The sequence below is a fragment of the Bradyrhizobium sp. SZCCHNS1022 genome (assembly GCF_032484835.1).
Classification (GTDB): Bacteria; Pseudomonadota; Alphaproteobacteria; order Rhizobiales; family Xanthobacteraceae; genus Bradyrhizobium.
Genome location: NZ_JAUETT010000001.1, coordinates 1,752,367 through 1,771,840, shown reverse-complemented (window position 1 = coordinate 1,771,840; position 19,474 = coordinate 1,752,367). Strand labels below are relative to the sequence as shown.

The window sequence follows — 19,474 nt, the reverse complement described above, 5'->3', positions numbered from 1 at the left end:
AACCAAGCCTCGGCTTCCTAGACTCCCAATGCGCTGGCGAGGGCGACGAAGCTGTCCGTGTAGATGTCGAACCAGGCCTCCGATGCGGTATCGACCTTCGCGCCTGGACCGAACTCCAATTCACGCGCCACGAATGCGGTGCGCATTCCGAACGCGCGCGCAGCTTTCAGATCGTATTTGTGGCAGGCGACCATCAAGATCTCACCCGGCTGGTAACCGAGGTAATCGACTGCGAGCTGGTAAACCGCGGGCGCCGGCTTGTAACTGTGTGCGAGCTCAGCGGTCAGCACAGCATCGAACGTCAGGCCGGCATGCTTGACCACCGCGACCACCGCCGCCATGCCGGCATTGGAAAGGGTGGCCGTGACGAAGCGCCGCCGCAATCGCGTCAGCCCTTCGACGCTGTCCGGCCAGGCATCAAGTCGAGTCCAGATCTGGTTGAGCTCATCTCGCTCGACCGTCGTGAACGCTGCCGACAGTCCCTGCCGCTCCAGCAGCGTATCCAGAGCTTCGCGATAGATGCGGTCCACGCGCAGCCATGGCCGGCGACCCGCGATGACATGGTCGAGCGCCTGGCGGTAGAGATCGCGCCATTCGGAGGACAGCGCAGCCCAATCGATGTCGAGGCCCTTGGCCCGGTTGGCGGCATGACCCAAGCGAAGGATGGGCTGATAGAAATCCACGCATGTGCCCTGAACATCGAAGGCGAGCGCACGAATTCCGTCCAGCGCCCGGCCATCTCTCGCAAACACCCGCTCCGTCACGGCCTCGTACTCCATTCATCCTGTCGCGGCCCAGCTGGCTCAGATCCTGCGCAATGGCGCGACGTCAAATCGACGACCGCTTGTAGGGACAGGCTGCTCCGAATGGAACGATGGCCGGCTGCGAATGGTGACACAGTGTCACGTTGTGACCGCGACCTTCGCCGGTTTGTCACGTTTGTGTGGGGCGCGCGGAGACTTCACGCGGCTGGCCGCGCGTGTCGGCGCATGAGCGGCGGCCAAGAGGTGGGAATGGTGATAACCGAACAACGGCCAGGATGCCTTCTGGCGATCCAAACTCGCTGGAAGCGTGAGGGCGGCCCGTGGCGGCACCCGGATGCCAAGGCGGAAAAACGGCGGCCTCCGGCGGCAAAGGCATCTTCCGGAAATGGCGCTCCCTAGGGAAGCGGGGAAAGCCAACAAGATCAGCGGATTAGCAATCCGTTTGGGGAGAAACGGCATCATTGTTCTGCAAAGCTCTTTAGGAGCATGACCCAAACGACCGAACGAACTCGGCCGCAGCCGAAAGGCCGTGGAAGTGCAAAGGGGAAATTGGCGAACCGTGCGGCCGTCACTTCGTCGGGGGCTCAAGTCCCTGTAAGGCGACCGTCAGAAGTCTGCGACCTTCTTGGACTCATGCTGCGCGAAACGCGCGGGCTCATAGGGCTTGGGATCGACGATCGGCGTTGCGCCGGTGACGAGATCGGCGATGAGATGGCCGGCGCCGGGGCCGATGCCGAAGCCGTGGCCGCTGAAGCCGGCCGCGACGATCAGGCCGGGCAGCGCGGCGAGCTCGCCGATGGCAGGCACTCCATCTGGCGTCGAATCGATATAGCTCGCCCAGGTCGCCGTGATCCGGCTCTGCTTCAACGCCGGGAGCAGCTCCACCGCGCGCCCATGGGTGAGGCGGATGGTCGCCTGGTCCGGCTTCGGATCGAGTATCCGGGTGTATTCCATGGGCGAGGGCTCATCGAGCCGCCAGCGGCCGAGCGTCTCGTGGCCGGAGCGCAGGCCTTCGAGGCCGCCGGGCAGCAGGCTGCGCCAGCGCTTGACGAACATCGGCAGGAACTGCGGCGCGAAGCGCAGCTGCTGCAAGGTCGGGTCGACGCGGCCGCGGCCGCTGATGGCAAGCGTATGGCCGCCATCGCCGCGCCGCGTGATCGAGACTGCGGCGGTGTGCAGCGCGGGCGGCAGCGGCTCCGCGGAGGGCGACAGCGCCAGCGCCGAGGAACGGATCGAGGCGATGGGCAGCGCGACGCCGAGCTGATGGCAGAACGACGCGGCCCAGGCGCCGGCCGAGAGCACGGCGATCTTTGTGCGGATGCTGCCGCGCTCGGTCACGACGGCCGACAGCCGGCCACCGCTGGTCTCGACGCCGCGCACGGCGCACATCTGATGCACGGTGCCGCCCTGCTTCAGGATGGCGCGCGCCACCGCGGGCGCTGCATCCGCGGGGCTGGCGGTGCCGTCGGTCGGCGAGAACACGCCGCCCTTCCAGCTGCGCCCGGTGGCCGCGCCGCGCTCGGTCGCCTGCCGGCTGTCGAGCATGTGCGTGGTGACGCCCGCGGTCTTGGCGAACTCGCCCCAGCGCGCCCAGCCGGCCAGCTCCGCCTCATCATTGCTGAGATAGAACAGGCCGCAGCGCGAGAAGCCGGTGGCCTCGCCGCTGTCGGCGGCGAAGCGCTCCCACAGATCGAGGCTCAAGATCGCCATCGGCAGCTCACGTGCATCACGGTTCTGCTGCCGGCACCAGCCCCAGTTGCGGCTGGACTGTTCGGCGCCGATCCGGCCCTTCTCGATCAGGGCGACCGCAAGCCCGCGCCGCGCCAAGTTGTAGGCCGTGAAGACGCCGACGATACCGCCGCCGATGACGACGGCATCTGCATGCTCCGGCAGCGTGGGCGATGTTTCGACGTGCACCAGCGGTGCGGGCATGCGGTCTCTCCGGCTTTCTGCGGCGTCAGGTTAGAACGGCATCCGGCACCGCGGGGGCTGGATTTGGCAACCGAACGGCATATCATTCTGCGGGGCATCACACCCTCAGTGTATTGTTTTGCATCGCATAATTCGGACGATTGCGGCCCCATTCTTGCTTTACGGAAGTTCATTGACCCAATTGCAGAATTTTCTGCTGTAGTGGGAAAAGGACGCGTCGTCACACGGGACCCCGGCTGCATGAAGCTCGACCGCATCGACATCAAGATCCTGCACGAACTGCAGAAGAACGGCCGCGTCACCAATGTCGAGCTGGCCGAGCTGGTCAACCTGTCGCCGAGCCCCTGCCTGATGCGAGTGAAGAAGCTGCAGGCGGAGGGTTACATCGAGGGCTATTCGGCGCAGATCTGTGTCTCCAAGCTCGGCCAGACGCTGACCGTCTTCACCGAGGTCACCTTGAAGAACCACCGCCAGATCGACTTCGCCCGCTTTCTCGCGGCGGTTGATAAGATCGACCAGGTGATCGAGTGTCACCTTGTCTCGGGCGGCTACGATTACATGATGAAGTTCGTCACCGCGGGAATCGGCGAGTATCAGACTATCATGGAGCGGCTGACCGACATGGACATCGGCATCGAAAAGTATTTCAGCTTCGTCGTGCTGAAGTCGCCGATCGTGAAACCCTATCTGCCGCTGACCAGCCTGTTCCAGATTTAGGTGCGCGCTGCGCGTCAGCGCTGGCAGTAGGCGCGGACCTGCTCGGGATCCTGGCGCAGATTGTCGAGCCAGGCGGGATCGAGCTTCGGCACCGAGGACAGCAGCAGCTGCGTGTAGGGATGCTCGGGCCTTGCCATCGCCTCGGGCGTGATCTGCTCGATCTTGCGGCCGCGATACATGACGACGATGTCGTCGCAGATCGCTTCCACCACCGACAGATCGTGACTGATGAAGACGTAAGCAAGATCGAGCTCGCGCTGCAGCTCTTTCAGGAGATCGATGATCGCGGCGGCGACAACGGTATCGAGCGCCGAGGTGATCTCGTCGCAGACGATCAGCTTCGGGTCCGCCGCCAGCGCGCGGGCCAAGTTGACGCGCTGCTTCTGTCCGCCCGAGAGCTCGGCCGGACGGCGCAGCCGCAAGCTCCGCGGCAGCTTCACCATGTCGAGCAGCTGGTCGATCCGGGCGTTGCGCTGTTTGCGCGCCAAGCCGTGGTAGAAGGTCAGCGGGCGGCCGAGAATGTCCTCGACGGTCTGCGCCGGATTGAGCGCCGTATCGGCATGCTGGAACACGATCTGCAGCTCGCGCAGCTGGTCCACACTGCGGTTGCGCGCGCTCCGCCCCAGTTCGCGCCCATCGAACACGACGCCGCCCGCGAATGGCGGCAGGATGCCGGCGATGGCGCGTGCGAGTGTCGACTTGCCGCAGCCGGATTCGCCGATGATGCCGAGATTGCGCCCGCGCGCCACGCGCAGGCTGACGTTGTCGACCGCCACGATCGCCGGCCTGCCGTCCGAGCGCGGCGGGCCATAGCCGACCGACACCTCATGGACGTCGAGCAGCGCCTCGACCGCGGTGGGCTCGGACACCTCAGCCCGCGGCGCATGACGCGGCGTCACAGCTGCGAGCAGCTGCTGCGTATAGGGATGCTGCGCATGCTCGAGAATATCGGCGGTCGTGCCGGATTCCTGCACCTCGCCGTTCCTCAACACCACGATCCGGTCGGCAATCTGGGCCACCACCGCGAGATCGTGCGACACGTAGATGCCGGCGATCCGATGCGCGGAGATCACCGACTTGAAGGCGCGCAGCACCTCGACCTGGGTGGTGACGTCGAGCGCCGTGGTCGGCTCGTCGAAGATCAACAGCTTGGGATTCGCGATCAGCGCCATCGCCGCGGCGAGCCGCTGCAGCTGGCCGCCGGACACCTGATGCGGATAGCGATCGCCGATCGTGTCGGGGTTGGGCAGCGACAGCGCGCGGAACAGCGCCACCGCCTTGGTGCGGGCCTCGTCCAGCGGCATCACGCCATGGATACGCACGACCTCGATCACCTGCTCCATGATGCGGATCGCCGGATTGAACGCCGCGGCGGCGCTCTGCGGCACATAGGCGATCTTGGCGCCGCGCACGGCCGCCCTGTCCTTCTCGGGCAGCGCCACCATGTCGATGCTGTCGACCACGACCGTGCCGCCAACGATCTTGCAGCCGGCGCGCGCATAGCCCATCAGGGTCATGGCGATCGTAGTCTTGCCGGAGCCGCTCTCGCCGATCAGCGCGACGATCTCGCCTTCGCCGATTTCGAGATCGACGCCCTTGATGATCTCGATCATGCGGCCGGAATCGGTGGTCGCCTCGACCCGAAGACCGCGGATCTGCACGAGGCTCGTCATCTAGGATGGCTCCCGGTCGCGGATCTTGGTCGGCAGATTGTCGACCAGGAGATTGACGGCGATGGTCAAGCTCGCGATTGCCAGCGATGGAAAGATCACCGCCGGCGCGGCATAGGGCAGCCCGCCGATGTTCTCGCGCACCAGCGCGCCCCAATCCGCATAGGGCGGCTTGACGCCGAGGCCGAGGAAAGACAGCCCCGACAGCAGCAGCACGATGAAGACGAAGCGCAAGCCGAGATCGACCAGCACGGGACCGATGATGTTGGGCAGGATCTCCGCGCGGATCAGATACAACAGGCTCTCGCCGCGGATGCGGGCCACCACGACGAAGTCCATTGTGTTGATGTTGACGGCCAGCGCGCGGGCGAAGCGGAAGGCGCCGGGAATGTAGATCACCGCCATGGTGACGATGAGAACCGGAATCGACGAGCCCACGGCGGCGACGACGACAAGGCTCAACAGCTTGTTCGGGATCGAGTTGAGCGCGTCGAGAAAGCGGCTCAGCACCATGTCGACGGCACCGCCGGTAATCGCTGCGATCATGCCGAGCGTTACGCCCGACACGCCGGCGATGATGACCGACGCCACGGAAATGCCGAGCGTATAGCGCGCACCCATCAGGATGCGCGAGGCCATGTCGCGGCCGAGATAGTCGGAGCCCAGCCACAGCTCGCGGCTCATGGGACCAAAATAGTCGGTATCGACGATGTCGCCGATCGGATGCGGAATGATCGTTGGCGCAGCGAGCGCCACCACGATCCAGAACAGCACTATCAGCGCCCCAGCCACGCCGACCGCATTGATGCGGTAGCCAAATCGCGGGTTTCGCGGGGTGGATCTCGCGGCACTCATCATCGCAGCCTCGGATTGGACAGGATGGCTATGATGTCGGCTGTCGTGGTCAAGAGGAGGTAGCCGAAGCAGAAGATGATGGCGCAGCTCTGGATCAGCGGCAGATCACGCGTCGACACTGCATCGACCATCAGCTTGGCGATGCCGGGATAGTTGAAGACGGTCTCGACGATAATGACCCCGCCCAGGAGATAGGACAATGACAGCGCCACCGCATTCACGATCGGGCCGAGCGCATTCGGCAGCGCGTGGCGCAGCACGAGCCTGCCGCGCGAGGCGCCCTTCAGCAGCGCCATCTCGACATAGGGCGTGTTCAGAGTCTCGATGACAGCCGCCCGGCTCATCCGGATCATCTGCGCCGAGATCACGATGGTGAGCGTGACGACGGGCATCGCATAGGCGCGCGCGAAATCATAGGCGGTACGGATCTCGCTGGTGAAGGACACCGCCGGCACCCAGTTGAGATAAACCGCAAACAGCAGCACGGCGAGGGTCGCGATCATGAACTCCGGAACCGAGACGACGCCGATGATCGCGATGGTGAGGCAGCGATCATATAACGTGTCGCGCAGCATCGCCGCGGTGATGCCGAGCGTCAGTGCGAGCGGCACCGAGATCACAGCGGTGAGGCCGGCAAGCTTGAGGGTATTGACGAGCCGTCCTGATATCAGCTTCGCGACCGGCATGTTGTTGGCATAGGAGATACCGAGATCGCCTCGCACCACGCCGGCGAGCCAGCGCAGGAAGCGGAAGATCGCGGGATCGTCGAGATGCATCGCCTTGCGCAGGCCTTCGACCGCTTCCGGAGTCGCGGCCTGGCCGAGCAGGATGGTCGCGGTGTCGCCCGGCAGCATGGCGGTGGCGAAGAACACGGCGAACGAAACAATGATCGCTGTGACCAGCGCGATGGCCAACCGGGCAAGGACGAGTGAGGCGATCCGATGTTTCACACTGGGCGTCCGCGAGCCTGATCAGAGAGAGAGTTCGTCGCAAGGGCGCCGGCCTCAACGACCGGCGCCCCGCATCTCAGACCACATTCACGAATCGAGCCAGACATATTCGGCGAAGGCATATCCCATCATGCCGCCGAGCGGGCTCGGCTCCAAGCCCTTCAGCCTGGACGAGGTGGCATCGATGTTGGAGATATAGGCCGGAACGATGGTGCCCGCCTCCTCCGCGATCATCACCTGCATCTCGGCATACATCTGCTTGCGCTTGGCCTGGTCGAGCAGGCCGCGCGCCTCGAGCATCATCTTGTCGAACTTCTCCGACTTGTAGCGGCTCTCGTTCCAGGGCGCTTCCGAGGCATAGAGCAGCGAGAACAGGATGTCCGGGGTCGGGCGCGGATTGATGTTGCCGAAATGGACCGGCGCCTTCAGCCAGTAATTGTCCCAATAGCCGTCGGACGGGACGCGCTGCACGTCGAGCGTCAGGCCGATCGCCGCGGCCGAGGCCTGGATCACCATCGCCATCTCGATCGCGGAGTTCGCGGCTTCCGATGCCACGACCGGGATCGACGAGCCGAGCACGCCGGCCTTCTGGAACAGAGACTTTGCCTTCTCGGGATCGAACGGCTTCGGCTTCAGGTCGGGATTGTGGAAGAAGTTCGCCGGGGAGACCGGCTGGTCGTTGCCGACGACGCCGAAGCCGCGCAGCACCGATTTGACGATCTGCTCGCGGTTGACGAGGTGCTTCATGCCATCGATGAAGTCCTTCTTGTTGCCCGGCGCCATGTCGAGCCGCATGTTGAGGTCGGTGTAGTTGCCCGTCGTCGATTTCGACAGAGCAATCCCCTCCTTGCCCTCGATGAGCCGGAGCGAGCGCGGGTTGATGCTGGCCGCGAGCTGAATGTCGCCGGAGAGCAGCGCGTTCACGCGCGCGTTCTCTTCGGTGATCGCAATGAACTCGATCTGGTCTAGGTAAGGCCCGTCCTTGAAATAGTTTTTGTTGCGCACGCCGATGGAGCGCACGCCGGGCTCGAACGCCTCGGGGACGAAGGCGCCGGTGCCGTTGCCCTTGGAGAAGTCGGTGGTGCCGTCAGCCACGATCATGAAGTGATGCAGCGCCAGGATCATCGGCAGGTCGGCGTTCGGGCTCGCCAGGGTGATCTCGACGGTGGACTTGTCGACAGCCTTGAACCCGGTCATCTGCGCCGCGATCTTGGCCACCTTGGAGCCGGTCGCCTTGTCGAGGTGCCGCTTCAGCGAGAACACGACGTCGTCAGCCGTCAGCGGCTTGCCGTCGTGGAAGGTGACGCCCTTCTTGAGCTTGATGGTCCAGGTTTGCGCATCCGTCGACTCCACAGAATCCGCAAGCTCCATCTGCGCCGCGCCGTTCTGGTCGAGCGTGGTCAGCCGATTGTAGAACGAGCAACAGCGGACATAGTCGGTCGAGAACGACGCCTTGGCCGGATCGAGCGTGTCGGCGGTCGAGGTCGACCATCCCGCCGCCTTGATCGAGCCACCCTTCTTCGGCGCTGCCGCGTACGCGCGCTCGGCGCGGCCTAGGATGGTGCTGCCGGCGGCGAGCGCGACGCCGTTGGCAAACATCATCTTCAAAAGATCCCGACGCGATGCACCACGCCGGATCGCCGCTTCGATCAGCCCATCGTCGCTCGGAGCCCAGTTGGTGATCGTGTCGCTCATGTCAACCTTCCCCTGTTTGCGATCCGGCAGAATGAAGTTGTCAGCAGCTCATCATGTCGCTGGCACGTGGTCCACCGCGTCGGCCAGCTCGGCCATGGAGTGGAAATGGAAATCAGGCTTCGTGAAAGACGCGGGCTCGATGGTGCCGCCGTAGCCCTGCTTGTCGTGGCGCCGCTCGATCCAGCAATTGGTGATGCCGAGTTGTCGGGAGATGCCAATGTCATGATACTGGCTCTGCGCGACATGCAGGATCTGCGACGTGTTGCCACCGTCGCGTGCGACGAAATCGAACACATGGGTGAAGAAGGCGGGATCCGGCTTCTCCGTTCCGGTGTCGTCGACCGTGAAGGCCGCGTAGAACGGGGAGCCCAGCTCGCGCTCGAAATGATCCAGCGCCCAGCGCCGCGCATTGGTCATCGCGATCAGTCTGTAGCGCTTGGCGAGTCGGGCCATGGCCGCGGCGCTATCGGGAAACGCCTTCCAGCGCGCGGCGGAATCCCGGAAGCGCTCGCCGAACGCGGTCTGCCTGGGCAGGCCGAGTTGCGGCGCAATGACGTCATAGACCCGCACGAGGTCATCCGGGAAACGATCGGCATCGGCGGCGTAGCGTGCAGCGCGGTACAGGCTGAGCGCTTGCTCTCCATCGATGACCTTGTTCGATTCCGCGGCGATCTCGGCGAGGCTGGTGACGATCCCGCCTTCGAAGTCGATCAGCGTGCCGACCACGTCGAAGGTCAGATACCTGAATTGGGCGAGATCCATCGTGTTCATCCTGGCGTAAGGTGTCTCTTAGATGACGGTCCTAGTGTGGAGCCGGGTTCCGGCGAAAACTTCCGAATTGTGGGGACCCGACGGCACAAAATTGCGAATAGGAGCAGGCGCCGACATATCGGCGTTGCTGCACACGCGACGATCTGCCCGTGCCCGCTTTCACGCCATCGCCTGGCGGACGTCCGGGTCGGCCAGGGTCTGGTCGAGCGTTCGGGCAGTCCGCTCGATGATGGCATCAATATCGGAATCGCTGCAGCACAGCGGCGGCGCGTAGCCGAGCACCCCGGTGGGGAACGCACGAATGACGAGCCCATTGGCCCAGGCGCGATCGAAGATGCGGCGCGACGGCTCGACGCCGGCCGGCAGCGGCGTCTTCTTCTCCTTGTCGACCACGAGTTCGATGGCGGCCAGGAGGCCGCGGCCGCGGACCTCGCCGACCAGCGGATGATCCTGCAGCGCGCGCAGGCCTGCCATCAGCCGTGCGCCGGCGCGCCTTCCGTTCTCCAGCAGACCGTTCTCGTAGAGATCGAGCACGGCAAGGCCGACGGCTGCGCTCACCGGATGCGCCGAATAGGTATAGCCGTGCCCCACAGCCGAGGCCCCTGCCCCGTCGGCGATCACGTCATAGACGTGATCGGACATCAGCACCGCCCCCATCGGGACGTAGCCCGAGGTGAGGCCCTTGGCCACGGTCATGAAGTCCGGGACGATCTTGTCGTCGGTGCAGGCGAACAGCGGTCCGGTGCGGCCAAAGCCGGTGATCACCTCGTCGGCGACGAACAGGATGCCGTGCTGCCGGCAGCGCTCGCGCATCGCCTTCATCCAGCCGTCGGGCGGCACCAGCACGCCGCCGGAGCCCTGGATCGGCTCAGCGTAGAACGCCGCCACCCGCTCCGGCCCGCCGACCTCGGCGATCTTGGTTTCGAGCGCGGCAAGCGATGCCGCGATGATCGCATCGGCATCGCTGCCGACCGGATTGCGGTACGCATAATGCGAGGGGATCTTGTGCTGCCAGTTGAGCGGCACGCCGAAATTGGCGTGGAAGGCCGGCAGCGCCGTCAGTCCAGCACCGACCGTCGAGGAACCGTGGTAGCCCTGCTGCAGGGTGATGAACTGGTCGCGCTGCGGCTGACCCTTCACGTGCCAATAGTAATGGATGAAGCGCACCGTGCTGTCGACGGCGTCCGAGCCGCCGAGCGTGAAGTAGACGTGGTTGAGGTCGCCGGGCGCGCGCTCGGCGAGCGCCGCCGCGAGCCGGATGGCGGGCTCCGAGGCAAGGCTGAAATAGCCGGTGGCGTAAGGCAATTCGCGCATCTGCCGAGCAGCCGCCTCGACGATGCTCTCATGACCATAGCCGGCATTGACGCACCACAGCCCGGCGAAGCCGTCGACCAGCTGATGCCCGGAGGCGTCCGTGACGATCGCGCCCTTGGCCGAGGCCAGGACGCGCGCGCCCGACGCCTCGTGTCCGCGATACGACGTGACCGGATGCACTAGATGCGCGCGGTCGAGTTCGATGAGCGAGTTGCTGAGCATGATGATCTCCGGTTCAGCCGAACGCCTGGCTGGCCAAGGCAAATGATGTCGGGGATGGCTGAGCCCTGTCCTGTGCGGCGGGTCGGTGCATGACGATGCCGCCGCCGACATGGCCGAGGCCGAGGCTGCTCAGCCACGGCGTGAGGCCGCTCTTGATGCCGGTGTCGACACGGATGAATTCGCCCTCGCGACCAGCGAGAAAATGCGCGACCAGCGCCTTCGCGTCGTCGAGATCGGACGCGACCACAGGGCCGATCACGAGCCCTCGGCCGAAGCGGCGCAGCACCGCGAAGCCGGTCAATTGGCCCTGTCGCTCAAGCACCGCGAACTCGCCGACCGACGCAATATGGGCGATCAGATCGCTGCGGTCCGCGCCGAACGCCGCAGCGTCGAGGGCGGTCATGGCGGAGACGTCCTCCGGCGGGGCTGCGCGCACGGCGTCGGTCCGCGCCACCGCCTGCGCAAGGTGCCCCTGATGCTGCACGATCTCACCCGTCCGGTGGAAGCCGAGCTTCTCATAGAGAGGCAGGCCGTCCTCGGTCGCGACGAGCTGCAGCCGGCGATCGCCCGCGAGCGTCATCGCCTGCTGCATCAGGCGCCGTCCGAGCCCCTTCCCCCGCTCCGCCTCATCGACGATGACCATGTTGATGGTGCCTGCGTCGGTGCCGTAGGGGGTCATCAGCACAGTGCCGATCACGCGACCATCCGCGGCGATGGCGACGCAGCCTTTGCTGAGCGCAAGCGCCATCTGCCAGTCCTCGCGACGATGCGGCCAGCGCGCCTGCTGCGACAGCCGCGTCGCGGCATCCAGGTGATCCCCGCTGAAAGCGACAAAGCTCGCGGCGTCGGACGTCATGTCATGCACTCCCATTTCCGTGGGAGTCTGGGCGAGCGGGACCCAGCAGATCGGCTGAAGGCGGTGACGCCCACAACATCTTCCGCCGCAGAACCGGGGCAAAGCCGCATCTTATGCTGGCGCGTCGGCCTATCATCGGCGGCCGAGACCATGACCGGCATGAGGATCCATGAGCCGCTTTCGCCCGAAATATGTGACCTTCGACTGCTACGGCACGCTGATCAATTTCGAGATGGCCGAAGCCGCGCGCGATCTCTACAGCGCAACGCTCTCCGAGCCGGCGATGAACGAGTTCGTGAAGGTCTTCTCGGCCTACCGCCTCGACGAAATCCTCGGCGCGTGGAAGCCCTATGCCGAGGTGGTCAGCAACGCGCTGGCGCGCAGCTGCCGCAAGATCGGCATCCCCTTCAAGCCCGAGGACGGCGAGATGGTGTATCAGCGCGTGCCGACCTGGGGTCCGCATCCCGACGTGCCGTCGGGCCTTGCCAAGGTGGCCAAGGAAATCCCGCTAGTCATTCTCTCCAACGCCATGAATGCGCAGATCCCCTCGAATGTCGCCAAGCTCGGCGCGCCGTTCCATGCCGTATTCACGGCCGAAGAGGCGCAGGCCTACAAGCCGCGGATGCGCGCCTTCGAATACATGTTCGACATGCTTGGCTGCGGCCCGGAGGATATCACGCACTGCTCGTCATCGTTCCGCTACGATTTGATGACGGCGCATGATCTCGGCATCAAGAGCAAGGTGTGGGTCAACCGCGGTCACGAGCCGGCCAATCCGTATTACGGCTACACCGAGATCAAGGGCGTCTCCGAGCTGCCCGGCGTGTTAGGTCTCTAAGCAGAGTGCCCGCGATGAAATATGTCTCCTACTGGCGCGACACTGCGACCGGTTTTGCCGGCGGCCACACCGGGCCCGTGGAGGGGCACTACGACGTCGCGGTGATCGGCGGCGGCTTCACCGGACTTGGCGCGGCGCTGCAGCTCGCCAAGGCCGGCGCCAAGGTCATAGTGCTCGAGGCAGATCAGGTCGGCTCGGGCGCGTCGGGACGCAATGGCGGCCATCTCAACAACGGCCTGGCGCATAGTTATCCGGCGGCGAAGGCCGAGCTCGGCGCCGAGCGCGCCATCGCCCTCTACAAGGCGTTCGACGATTCGATCGACACGCTGGAGCGCCTGATCGCGGAAGAGAACATTGCCTGCGATTTCCGCCGCTCCGGCAAGCTCAAGCTGGCCTCCAAGCCCGCTCATTTCGATGCGATCGCGAGCAACTTCGAAGCGATCCATCGCGAGGTCGACCCGGACACCGCGCTGCTCTCGCCGGCTGACCTGACGTCCGAGATCGGCTCGCCCTTTCATGGCGGCATGCTGTTCAAGAAGAGCGGCATGATGCATATGGGCCGCTTTGTAGCGGGCCTCGCCACGGCCGCAAGCCGCCGCGGCGCTGTCATCGTCGAGCAGGCGGCCGTGACCGAGCAGATGCAGCAGGCCAAGAGCTTCCGCCTGACCACGGCCAAGGGAACGGTGCGCGCCGAGCAGGTGCTGCTCGCCACCGGCGCCTACACGCCATCGACATTCAGCTATTTCCGCCGCCGCATAATCGCCGTCGGCAGCTTCATCATCGCGACGCGGCCGTTGACGGAGGCAGAAGCGGCATCCGTGCTTCCGGGCAACCGCACCTATGTCAACTCGATGAACATCGGCAACTACTTCCGACTGTCGCCGGATAACCGCCTGATCTTCGGCGGCCGCGCGCGCTTCTCGGCGACATCCGATCAGCAATCGGACGCCAAGAGCGGCGCGATCCTGCGCGCGGCGATGGAGCGGATGTTCCCGCAGCTTGCCGGCATCGACATCGACTATTGCTGGGGCGGCCTCGTCGACATGACCGCCGACCGCTATCCGCGCGCCGGCCGCGAGGGCGGGCTGTGGTACGCGATGGGCTATTCGGGCCATGGCGCACAGCTCTCGACTCATCTCGGCATGATCGTGGCCGATGCGATGCTCGGCCGGCCCGACCGCAACCCGATGAAGGAGGCCGACTGGCCGGTCGTGCCAGGTCATTTCGGCAAGCCCTGGTTCCTGCCGTTCGTCGGCGCGTACTACAAGACCATGGATTGGATCCGCTGAGCCGTGGCGGCGCGCCGGCCCTCAGTAGCCGCGGCTGCGGTCGACGAGACCGACCGGATCGAGCCCGGCGCGATGCCGCTTGATGTTCTCGGCCACAGCAAGCGCGGCCGACTCAGGCTGCGTGACGCTGGCCACATGCGGCGTGATCAGCACGCGCGGATGCCGCCACAGCGGATGCTCGGCCGGCAGCGGCTCGGGATCGGTCACGTCCAGCACCGCCCCCGCGAGGTGCCCGCTGTCGAGCGTGGCGAGCAGCGCCGCCTGGTCGAGCTGCGGGCCACGGCCGGTCTGCACGAGGGCGGCCCCTCGCGGCAGCTTGGCGAACAGCTCAGCGTTCAGCAGGCCGCGTGTCTCGTCCGTCAGAGGCAGCAGGCAGATCAGGATATCCGTCGTCTCCAGCAGCCGGTCGAGACCGTCGGCGCCATGGTGCGTGGTCACACCGTCGATCGTGCGCGGACTGCGGCTCCAGCCGGACAAAGGAAAGCCGAACGGTTCCAGCCGCTCCAACACCGCCTGCCCGAGCATGCCCAAGCCCAGCACGCCGATGCGCCGCTCTCGCGCCTGAGGCTGCGGTACGGCGCGCCACAGCTGCTGTCGCTGCTGATCGACATAGGCCGGCCAGTTCCGATGCAGCGTCAACACGGCCAGCGTGACGTATTCCTGCATCATCCGGACGATGCCGTCCTCCACCATGCGGACGATCTTGACCCCTGCAGGGACCGAGGCGGCGTTGAACTGGTCGATGCCGGCGCCGATCGAGAACAGGATCTCGAGATTGCGATAGACGGCAAGATCCGGCGGCACCAGCCAAGCGATCATGTAGCGGACGGCCGCGGCATCGATCTTGGCCGGATCGATCGCGAACGGCAGGTCAGGGAGTTCGCGCGCAAGCACCTCGCGAAAGATGGCGCCACGCTTGGCATCGGATTTGAACAGGAACGTCATACGATCATCCCAGCGGCCGACCGGGCTCACCGCCCCCATTTCCGGCCTGCATCGATCATAGACGACGTGGTCTGTATTCCCTGCTGAAGACAGGGCAGGATTGAGAAGAATGTTGCGAAGTTCGATCGCAGACGCGTCAATATGCCGGCGTGACGGCAGCATGGTCGCTGTCCACCTCATCGAGGCAGGGTGACGCGTGGCCGGCGGGACGAGGACAGGGAAAGCAGACATGGAAGACCCGGGCGTCGAGTCGCGCATCGTCGACGTGTTCGAGATGCAACTCGCCGATATCGGCAGCGTCGACCTTGGGCAGTTGCTCGCCTTGTCGATCGCCGTCCAGTGGCCGCATCGGGCGGAGGATTGGGAATTCATGCGCGGCATCGGACGCGGAGTCGTGGCGCTCGATGAGATCGGTCGCGTCTTGGGGGCTGCGATGTGGTTTCCCTACAGCGATGGCTTTGCTGCGGTCGGGATGGTCATCACCTCGCCGCGGCTTCAGGCCCTCGGCACCGGGCAATGGCTGATGAAGCGCGTGATGGCCGAGTGCGGCGATCGCGTGCTACGGCTCAACGCGACGCGTGCGGCCTATCGCCTCTACCGATCGCTCGATTTCAAACGCGAACAGACGCTGTTTCAGTGTCAGGGCGAGGCGATCGACCCCGGCACAGCGGTCGCCGGAACGGGCGACATCCACGAGCTGACCGGGTCGGAGCTGCCGGCCCTGATCGAGCTCGACGCGTCCGCCTATGGCGTCCAGCGAAGCGAGCTCATGACGGCGCTGTTGGCCCAGTCGCGCAGCTTCGGCCTGTTTCGAGCGGGACAACTCGCGGCGTTCGCGCTGTGCCGGCGGTTTGGACGCGGGCATGTCGTCGGGCCGGTGGTCGCGTCCTGCGACAGCGACGCCATCGCGGTGGTCGCGCCGCACGTCGCGGCTCATGCCGGCCAATTCCTCAGGCTCGATACCCATCAGACCGGAGAGTTTCGCGACTTTCTAGCCCGAGCGGGGCTTGATCTGTTTGATGCCGTCACAACCATGTCGCTGCGCAACGACGTGAAGGGTGCACACCCGCGTGGCCACGACCGGCCGACGAGCTACGGCGTCGTCAGTCAGGCCTTCGGCTAGCCCCTGCGTCCTGGATCAGAGCCCGCTCGCGTCCATGCGAATCCTGGATACGGTCCTGGTCGACCGCCGAGCCGACATGCCAAGATGAGGAAAATGACAGGTGGGAGATCGTTGGTCGCAGGGAAAGCGGATCCCTTAGGGCCCCGCCGTGAGTCTTTATACGCAGATCCCTTTTGGACCCGCGGAGCCGCAGGTCCCTTTCGACCCCGCGATTTCGTTCTGGCCGCGTCGGCGGAACGCATCGGCCCAGGCTCAGAGATACGACGGCGCGACACGATTGATCGGTCAACTCGCACGCCGAGTCGCAGATCCTGCACTCGTCGCGTGGCTCAACCGAGTTCTTCGCCAGAGTTCGCTACACTACGATCAGTGCCGAAGTCGCCTTTGACTTTGCTGACAAAAAACTCGGTAGCGGCACTCACCTCGACCGAACGGCACGGTTGAACCCAAGCCATGTCAATGGCTTGGCATTCAACCGGCGAGCCACTTTTATCTTGCTCGGAAACGCCGCCTTGTAACCGTCCGGTCTCTGCACACCTTCCCCCTCGTGTGTTGTCGTTCCATTTCGGGTTCTCTGCTGCTGTGGAGAATCTCCGGTGGGATCCAAACATTTCGAGAACAGAGCGCGCCGCGAATGGTGGTCGCTGCACATCGAAGCGTGGCGTCGCAGCGGTCTCGGGATCCGCAAATACTGCCAGCAACAACGTCTCACCGAGAACACGTTGCGGCGTTGGCTGAAGCGGCTGGCCGGCAACGAGACTGCGCTTAAGCTCGAGAAATATCAGACGGAATTGCGCCGCGAGCGCGCCCGGGGACGAGCGAGAAAAGGCGCTCCGAAAGCAGAAGCAGCGCAGGTTCATGGTCACCTCGGATGTGCGCAATCGGGCGTCTCAAGCGTTCTGGGCGATGCATGTCGAGGCGCTGAACTGGAGCGGGATGGAGCTCCGCGCCTATGCCGCGGCCATGCAGCTGTCGCCGCATTCGCTGCGCAAATGGCGCGACCGATTGGCGGCCGGCGAGGTCACGATCGACTGGCGCGCCCATCTTCATCCCTCCGCCCGTCCGGCCGTTAGCACTAGTGCTAGGAACTCACAGCCCGAACGCCGCTTGACAGCCGCCGAAATCGGCGATCCAGCCGCGCCCAAAACGCCGGCCCGACGCTTCTTCAGCGACGAGGAGAAGCTCGCGATCGCCAGGGAGACTGAGATGCCGGGCGCCAAAGTCTCTGCCGTCGCCCGCAAGCATGGGATCGTCACCGGGCTGCTGTTCCGCTAGCGCGCGCAGTTCGGCATCGCGTAAAAGAAGCGATCCAAGCTCGCCCGTGTTGTGCTGCCGGACGACATGCCCGCAGCGCGCGTTCTGCGCAATCTCGTGCGTCCACCGGAGGGCATGATGGCCGTCGACCTTCCTGACAGACAGCGTGTCTTCGCTCCCGCCGGCAGCGATCCGGATGCGGTGCGGGCGCAGATCGAAAGCGGAGAGACAGCATCATGATGTTCGTTCCAGCGGGCGTGAAGGTGCACCTGGCGCTCGGCTACACCGACATGCGCAAAGGCATGGATGGGCTCGCAATGCTGGTGCAGGACGCGCTGAAGAAGGATCCGTTCTCCGGTCATCTGTTTGCCTTCCGCGGCAAGAAGGCATCGATCCTGAAGGTCCTGTTCTGGGACGGGAACGGGCTTTGTCTGTTCACTAAACGTATCGATCAGGGCGGCTTCGTGTGGCCGGTGATGGCGGGCTATGATGGCTCGATCACGCTCACGCCGGCGCAGCTCGCGATGCTGATCGAAGGCATCGACTGGCGCGCGCCAGAGCGTATCTGGAAGCCCGCGATTGCAGGATCATCTGCAAAAACCAGTGCTGAACTGAGTTGCGATTCTTCTACGAATCAGCGTGTTCGAGTACCATCGGACATGCAGCACGATCTCACTAATCTCCCCTCCGATCCTGAGCTTCTGCAGCGCCTGGTGCGCGACACTGCCGCTGCGATCGGCCATCGCGACACCGAGATCGAGCGTCTCAAGTCCATCATCAAACAGCTGCAGCGAATGCAGTTCGGCCGTAGTTCCGAGCGCATCGATCCCGACCAGCTTGCACTCGTCTTGAGGACCTGAGAAGCGCAAGAACGATACCCATGCCAGCGTGACCGATCCTGACAGCCGGCTGTATCGGAAGTCCCGAGGCAAGGAAGCCAGGCTCTGCTACATGTGCCAATTCATCATGGAAAACAGGAACGGCTTGGCGATCGACGGGCGGGTGACCCATGCGACGGTAACGGCCGAAAGAAACGCGCCCGAAGTCATGCTCAAGGCGAAAGCCAAGACGTCTGGAGGCCGCATGACCGTGGGCGAGGACAAGGCCTATGACAGAGCCGAGCACGTCGCCAAGCTGCGGGAGATGAACATCACGTCGCACGTCGCCAGTACAACAACGGCAATCCCAAAGGACGCCAGAGCGCCATCGATGGGCGAATGACCCGGCACGCCGGCTACGGCATGTCTCAAACATGCCGAGCCATGGTCGAATGCATCTTCGGCTGGGGCAAGCAGCACGGAACCATTCGCAAGACCAAGCACCGAGGCCGCGACCGCGTGCTTGGCGACTTCCTCCTCAACCTGATCGACTACAACCTCGTCCGAATACCCAAGCTGATTGCCGCATAAGGCCGCCTCTCGGAGCGGAGATCATCGCTCCAACGGCGAAATCTCGTACAGAACCTCACATCACCGAAAATCCGTCGGGGTTCGGCCGCTTCTTCAGCAGACTGCTAGAGCCCCAGGAGAGCGATAAACGTGCATCTCCTGCTAGGCTGCCCGCTATTCCGCATAGACGATGATCGTGATGAACTGAATCCGGTCGTCGAGTAGCTTCTCCGGCCCGTGTAGAACATTGCCGGAGAAGGTGAATGCATCACCGGGCCCTATGAGAAAGGTCTTATCGCCAAAGCGGTATTCCATGCGCCCACTCAGCATGTAGATGAACTCCGTTCCTGCATGCTGAAAGCGCGGGTAGCTCTCGCTTTCCTTATCCATATCGATCAGGAACGGCTCAAAGATCTTGCGCGGACCCCTGTTGTACGACAGTAACTTGTACGTATGACCATGCTTCGTTCCCGAGCGAACCACCTCCATCTGATCACCGGCCTTTATCAGCTGCGCACTTCCGCTGCTCTGTTCGACTTCGCGGAAAAGCGTTGATAGATCCGTCCCGAGCGCGGTGCAGATTCGTTCCAACAAAGGGAGACTGACCGAGGATTGTCCATTTTCAAAACGGCTGATCATCGGAACGGAGATGTTTGCCGCAGATGCAAGCTCAGTCAGCTTTAGTCCCCGCTCAAGCCGGCCACGTCGGATGGCTGCCCCCATGCGTTCATCAATCGGCGCTTTGGCGATCGTCTCCTCCGCGGGAGGCATGGCTACTTTAGCCGATTTGACCGAGGTCTTCTTTTCGTTCTGACGCCTGTGGGCCGCTCGGCTTGCTTTTTTCAATTTCTTTGTCCTTAACGGTTGCGGATCTCGGTAGCCCTCGGCCAG

Annotated in this window: 19 protein-coding genes and 1 pseudogene; 9 read left to right on the top strand and 11 right to left on the bottom strand. The window is 64.3% G+C overall.

The features are described 5' to 3' along the window. Positions 1–17: 17 nt before the first annotated feature. Positions 18–779 carry a haloacid dehalogenase type II gene (locus QX071_RS08090; protein ID WP_315701403.1) on the bottom strand — a complete coding sequence of 254 codons (762 nt, stop codon included), beginning with the start codon at positions 777–779 and terminating at the stop codon, positions 18–20. A gap of 591 nt (positions 780–1,370) precedes the next feature. Beyond that, positions 1,371–2,696, bottom strand: a complete 1,326-nt coding sequence (locus QX071_RS08085) for an FAD-binding oxidoreductase (RefSeq protein ID WP_315701404.1) — start codon at positions 2,694–2,696, stop codon at positions 1,371–1,373. 240 nt (positions 2,697–2,936) lie between these two features. Here QX071_RS08085 and QX071_RS08080 point away from each other — a divergent pair, with 240 nt between their 5' ends. Next, positions 2,937–3,413: an Lrp/AsnC family transcriptional regulator gene (locus QX071_RS08080; RefSeq protein ID WP_315701405.1), complete on the top strand. Its 477-nt coding sequence runs from the start codon at positions 2,937–2,939 to the stop codon at positions 3,411–3,413. Positions 3,414–3,427: 14 nt separating this feature from the next. Here QX071_RS08080 and QX071_RS08075 read toward each other — a convergent pair whose 3' ends face one another. The 7 genes from QX071_RS08075 to QX071_RS08045 form a co-directional block, all read right to left on the bottom strand. Further along, positions 3,428–5,086 (bottom strand): ABC transporter ATP-binding protein, encoded by a 1,659-nt coding sequence (locus QX071_RS08075; RefSeq protein WP_315701406.1) that lies wholly within the window; start codon positions 5,084–5,086, stop codon positions 3,428–3,430. Beyond that, complete coding sequence (locus QX071_RS08070; RefSeq protein ID WP_315701407.1) at positions 5,087–5,941, bottom strand: ABC transporter permease; 855 nt, start codon at positions 5,939–5,941, stop codon at positions 5,087–5,089. After that, positions 5,938–6,888 carry an ABC transporter permease gene (locus QX071_RS08065; protein WP_315701408.1) on the bottom strand — a complete coding sequence of 317 codons (951 nt, stop codon included), beginning with the start codon at positions 6,886–6,888 and terminating at the stop codon, positions 5,938–5,940. The genes QX071_RS08070 and QX071_RS08065 overlap by 4 nt, the downstream gene beginning before the upstream one ends. Before the next feature lie 87 nt (positions 6,889–6,975). Next, on the bottom strand, positions 6,976–8,583 hold the full coding sequence (locus QX071_RS08060) for an ABC transporter substrate-binding protein (protein WP_315701409.1): 1,608 nt from the start codon (positions 8,581–8,583) through the stop codon (positions 6,976–6,978). 51 nt (positions 8,584–8,634) lie between these two features. Continuing rightward, complete coding sequence (locus QX071_RS08055) at positions 8,635–9,354, bottom strand: HAD-IA family hydrolase (protein WP_315701410.1); 720 nt, start codon at positions 9,352–9,354, stop codon at positions 8,635–8,637. Positions 9,355–9,513: 159 nt separating this feature from the next. Continuing rightward, complete coding sequence (locus QX071_RS08050; protein ID WP_315701411.1) at positions 9,514–10,890, bottom strand: aspartate aminotransferase family protein; 1,377 nt, start codon at positions 10,888–10,890, stop codon at positions 9,514–9,516. 13 nt (positions 10,891–10,903) lie between these two features. Beyond that, positions 10,904–11,746, bottom strand: a complete 843-nt coding sequence (locus tag QX071_RS08045; protein WP_315701412.1) for a GNAT family N-acetyltransferase — start codon at positions 11,744–11,746, stop codon at positions 10,904–10,906. A 169-nt stretch (positions 11,747–11,915) separates the two neighbouring features. On the opposite strand from QX071_RS08045, the gene QX071_RS08040 reads away from it, so the two are divergent. After that, the gene (locus QX071_RS08040) at positions 11,916–12,584 is read left to right on the top strand and encodes a haloacid dehalogenase type II (RefSeq protein ID WP_315701413.1); all 669 of its coding nucleotides are present in this window, start codon (positions 11,916–11,918) and stop codon (positions 12,582–12,584) included. Positions 12,585–12,598: 14 nt separating this feature from the next. Then, positions 12,599–13,873: an FAD-binding oxidoreductase gene (locus QX071_RS08035; protein WP_315701414.1), complete on the top strand. Its 1,275-nt coding sequence runs from the start codon at positions 12,599–12,601 to the stop codon at positions 13,871–13,873. 21 nt (positions 13,874–13,894) lie between these two features. Here the strand turns inward: QX071_RS08035 and QX071_RS08030 are convergent, their stop codons facing one another. Further along, positions 13,895–14,818: a glyoxylate/hydroxypyruvate reductase A gene (locus QX071_RS08030; protein ID WP_315701415.1), complete on the bottom strand. Its 924-nt coding sequence runs from the start codon at positions 14,816–14,818 to the stop codon at positions 13,895–13,897. A 229-nt stretch (positions 14,819–15,047) separates the two neighbouring features. On the opposite strand from QX071_RS08030, the gene QX071_RS08025 reads away from it, so the two are divergent. The 6 genes and pseudogenes from QX071_RS08025 (at position 15,048) to QX071_RS07995 (ending at position 18,604) form a co-directional block, all read left to right on the top strand. Then, a complete protein-coding gene (locus QX071_RS08025) occupies positions 15,048–15,941 on the top strand; it encodes a GNAT family N-acetyltransferase (RefSeq protein WP_315701416.1) in 894 nt (297 codons plus the stop codon). 596 nt (positions 15,942–16,537) lie between these two features. Then, a pseudogene (gene tnpA, locus QX071_RS34040) lies at positions 16,538–16,645 on the top strand (IS66 family insertion sequence element accessory protein TnpA); the annotation flags it as partial. A gap of 154 nt (positions 16,646–16,799) precedes the next feature. After that, entirely contained in the window at positions 16,800–17,216 is a 417-nt protein-coding gene (gene tnpA / locus QX071_RS34035; protein WP_409977528.1) for an IS66 family insertion sequence element accessory protein TnpA, read from the top strand. A gap of 242 nt (positions 17,217–17,458) precedes the next feature. After that, positions 17,459–18,055 (top strand): IS66 family insertion sequence element accessory protein TnpB, encoded by a 597-nt coding sequence (gene tnpB, locus QX071_RS34030; protein WP_409997796.1) that lies wholly within the window; start codon positions 17,459–17,461, stop codon positions 18,053–18,055. Positions 18,056–18,083: 28 nt separating this feature from the next. Further along, complete coding sequence (locus QX071_RS08000) at positions 18,084–18,416, top strand: hypothetical protein (protein WP_315701418.1); 333 nt, start codon at positions 18,084–18,086, stop codon at positions 18,414–18,416. Further along, complete coding sequence (locus QX071_RS07995) at positions 18,413–18,604, top strand: transposase (RefSeq protein ID WP_315701419.1); 192 nt, start codon at positions 18,413–18,415, stop codon at positions 18,602–18,604. Before QX071_RS08000 ends, QX071_RS07995 begins: the two co-directional genes overlap by 4 nt. A gap of 153 nt (positions 18,605–18,757) precedes the next feature. On the opposite strand, the gene QX071_RS07990 is transcribed toward QX071_RS07995, so the two are convergent. Further along, positions 18,758–19,429, bottom strand: coding sequence for an XRE family transcriptional regulator (locus tag QX071_RS07990; protein WP_315701420.1), 672 nt, complete (start codon positions 19,427–19,429; stop codon positions 18,758–18,760). Between the last annotated feature and the right edge of the window lie 45 nt (positions 19,430–19,474).

Bases quoted from the DNA above. Each gene is read 5' to 3' on its own strand.
- QX071_RS08090 (WP_315701403.1), bottom strand. From the start codon at position 779: ATGGAGTACGAGGCCGTGACGGAGCGGGTGTTTGCGAGAGATGGCCGG.
- QX071_RS08085 (WP_315701404.1), bottom strand. From the start codon at position 2,696: ATGCCCGCACCGCTGGTGCACGTCGAAACATCGCCCACGCTGCCGGAG.
- QX071_RS08080 (WP_315701405.1), top strand. From the start codon at position 2,937: ATGAAGCTCGACCGCATCGACATCAAGATCCTGCACGAACTGCAGAAG.
- QX071_RS08075 (WP_315701406.1), bottom strand. From the start codon at position 5,086: ATGACGAGCCTCGTGCAGATCCGCGGTCTTCGGGTCGAGGCGACCACC.
- QX071_RS08070 (WP_315701407.1), bottom strand. From the start codon at position 5,941: ATGATGAGTGCCGCGAGATCCACCCCGCGAAACCCGCGATTTGGCTAC.
- QX071_RS08060 (WP_315701409.1), bottom strand. From the start codon at position 8,583: ATGAGCGACACGATCACCAACTGGGCTCCGAGCGACGATGGGCTGATC.
- QX071_RS08055 (WP_315701410.1), bottom strand. From the start codon at position 9,354: ATGAACACGATGGATCTCGCCCAATTCAGGTATCTGACCTTCGACGTG.
- QX071_RS08050 (WP_315701411.1), bottom strand. From the start codon at position 10,890: ATGCTCAGCAACTCGCTCATCGAACTCGACCGCGCGCATCTAGTGCAT.
- QX071_RS08045 (WP_315701412.1), bottom strand. From the start codon at position 11,746: ATGACGTCCGACGCCGCGAGCTTTGTCGCTTTCAGCGGGGATCACCTG.
- QX071_RS08040 (WP_315701413.1), top strand. From the start codon at position 11,916: ATGAGCCGCTTTCGCCCGAAATATGTGACCTTCGACTGCTACGGCACG.
- QX071_RS08035 (WP_315701414.1), top strand. From the start codon at position 12,599: ATGAAATATGTCTCCTACTGGCGCGACACTGCGACCGGTTTTGCCGGC.
- QX071_RS08030 (WP_315701415.1), bottom strand. From the start codon at position 14,818: ATGACGTTCCTGTTCAAATCCGATGCCAAGCGTGGCGCCATCTTTCGC.
- QX071_RS08025 (WP_315701416.1), top strand. From the start codon at position 15,048: ATGGAAGACCCGGGCGTCGAGTCGCGCATCGTCGACGTGTTCGAGATG.
- tnpA (WP_409977528.1), top strand. From the start codon at position 16,800: ATGGTCACCTCGGATGTGCGCAATCGGGCGTCTCAAGCGTTCTGGGCG.
- QX071_RS07995 (WP_315701419.1), top strand. From the start codon at position 18,413: ATGACCCGGCACGCCGGCTACGGCATGTCTCAAACATGCCGAGCCATG.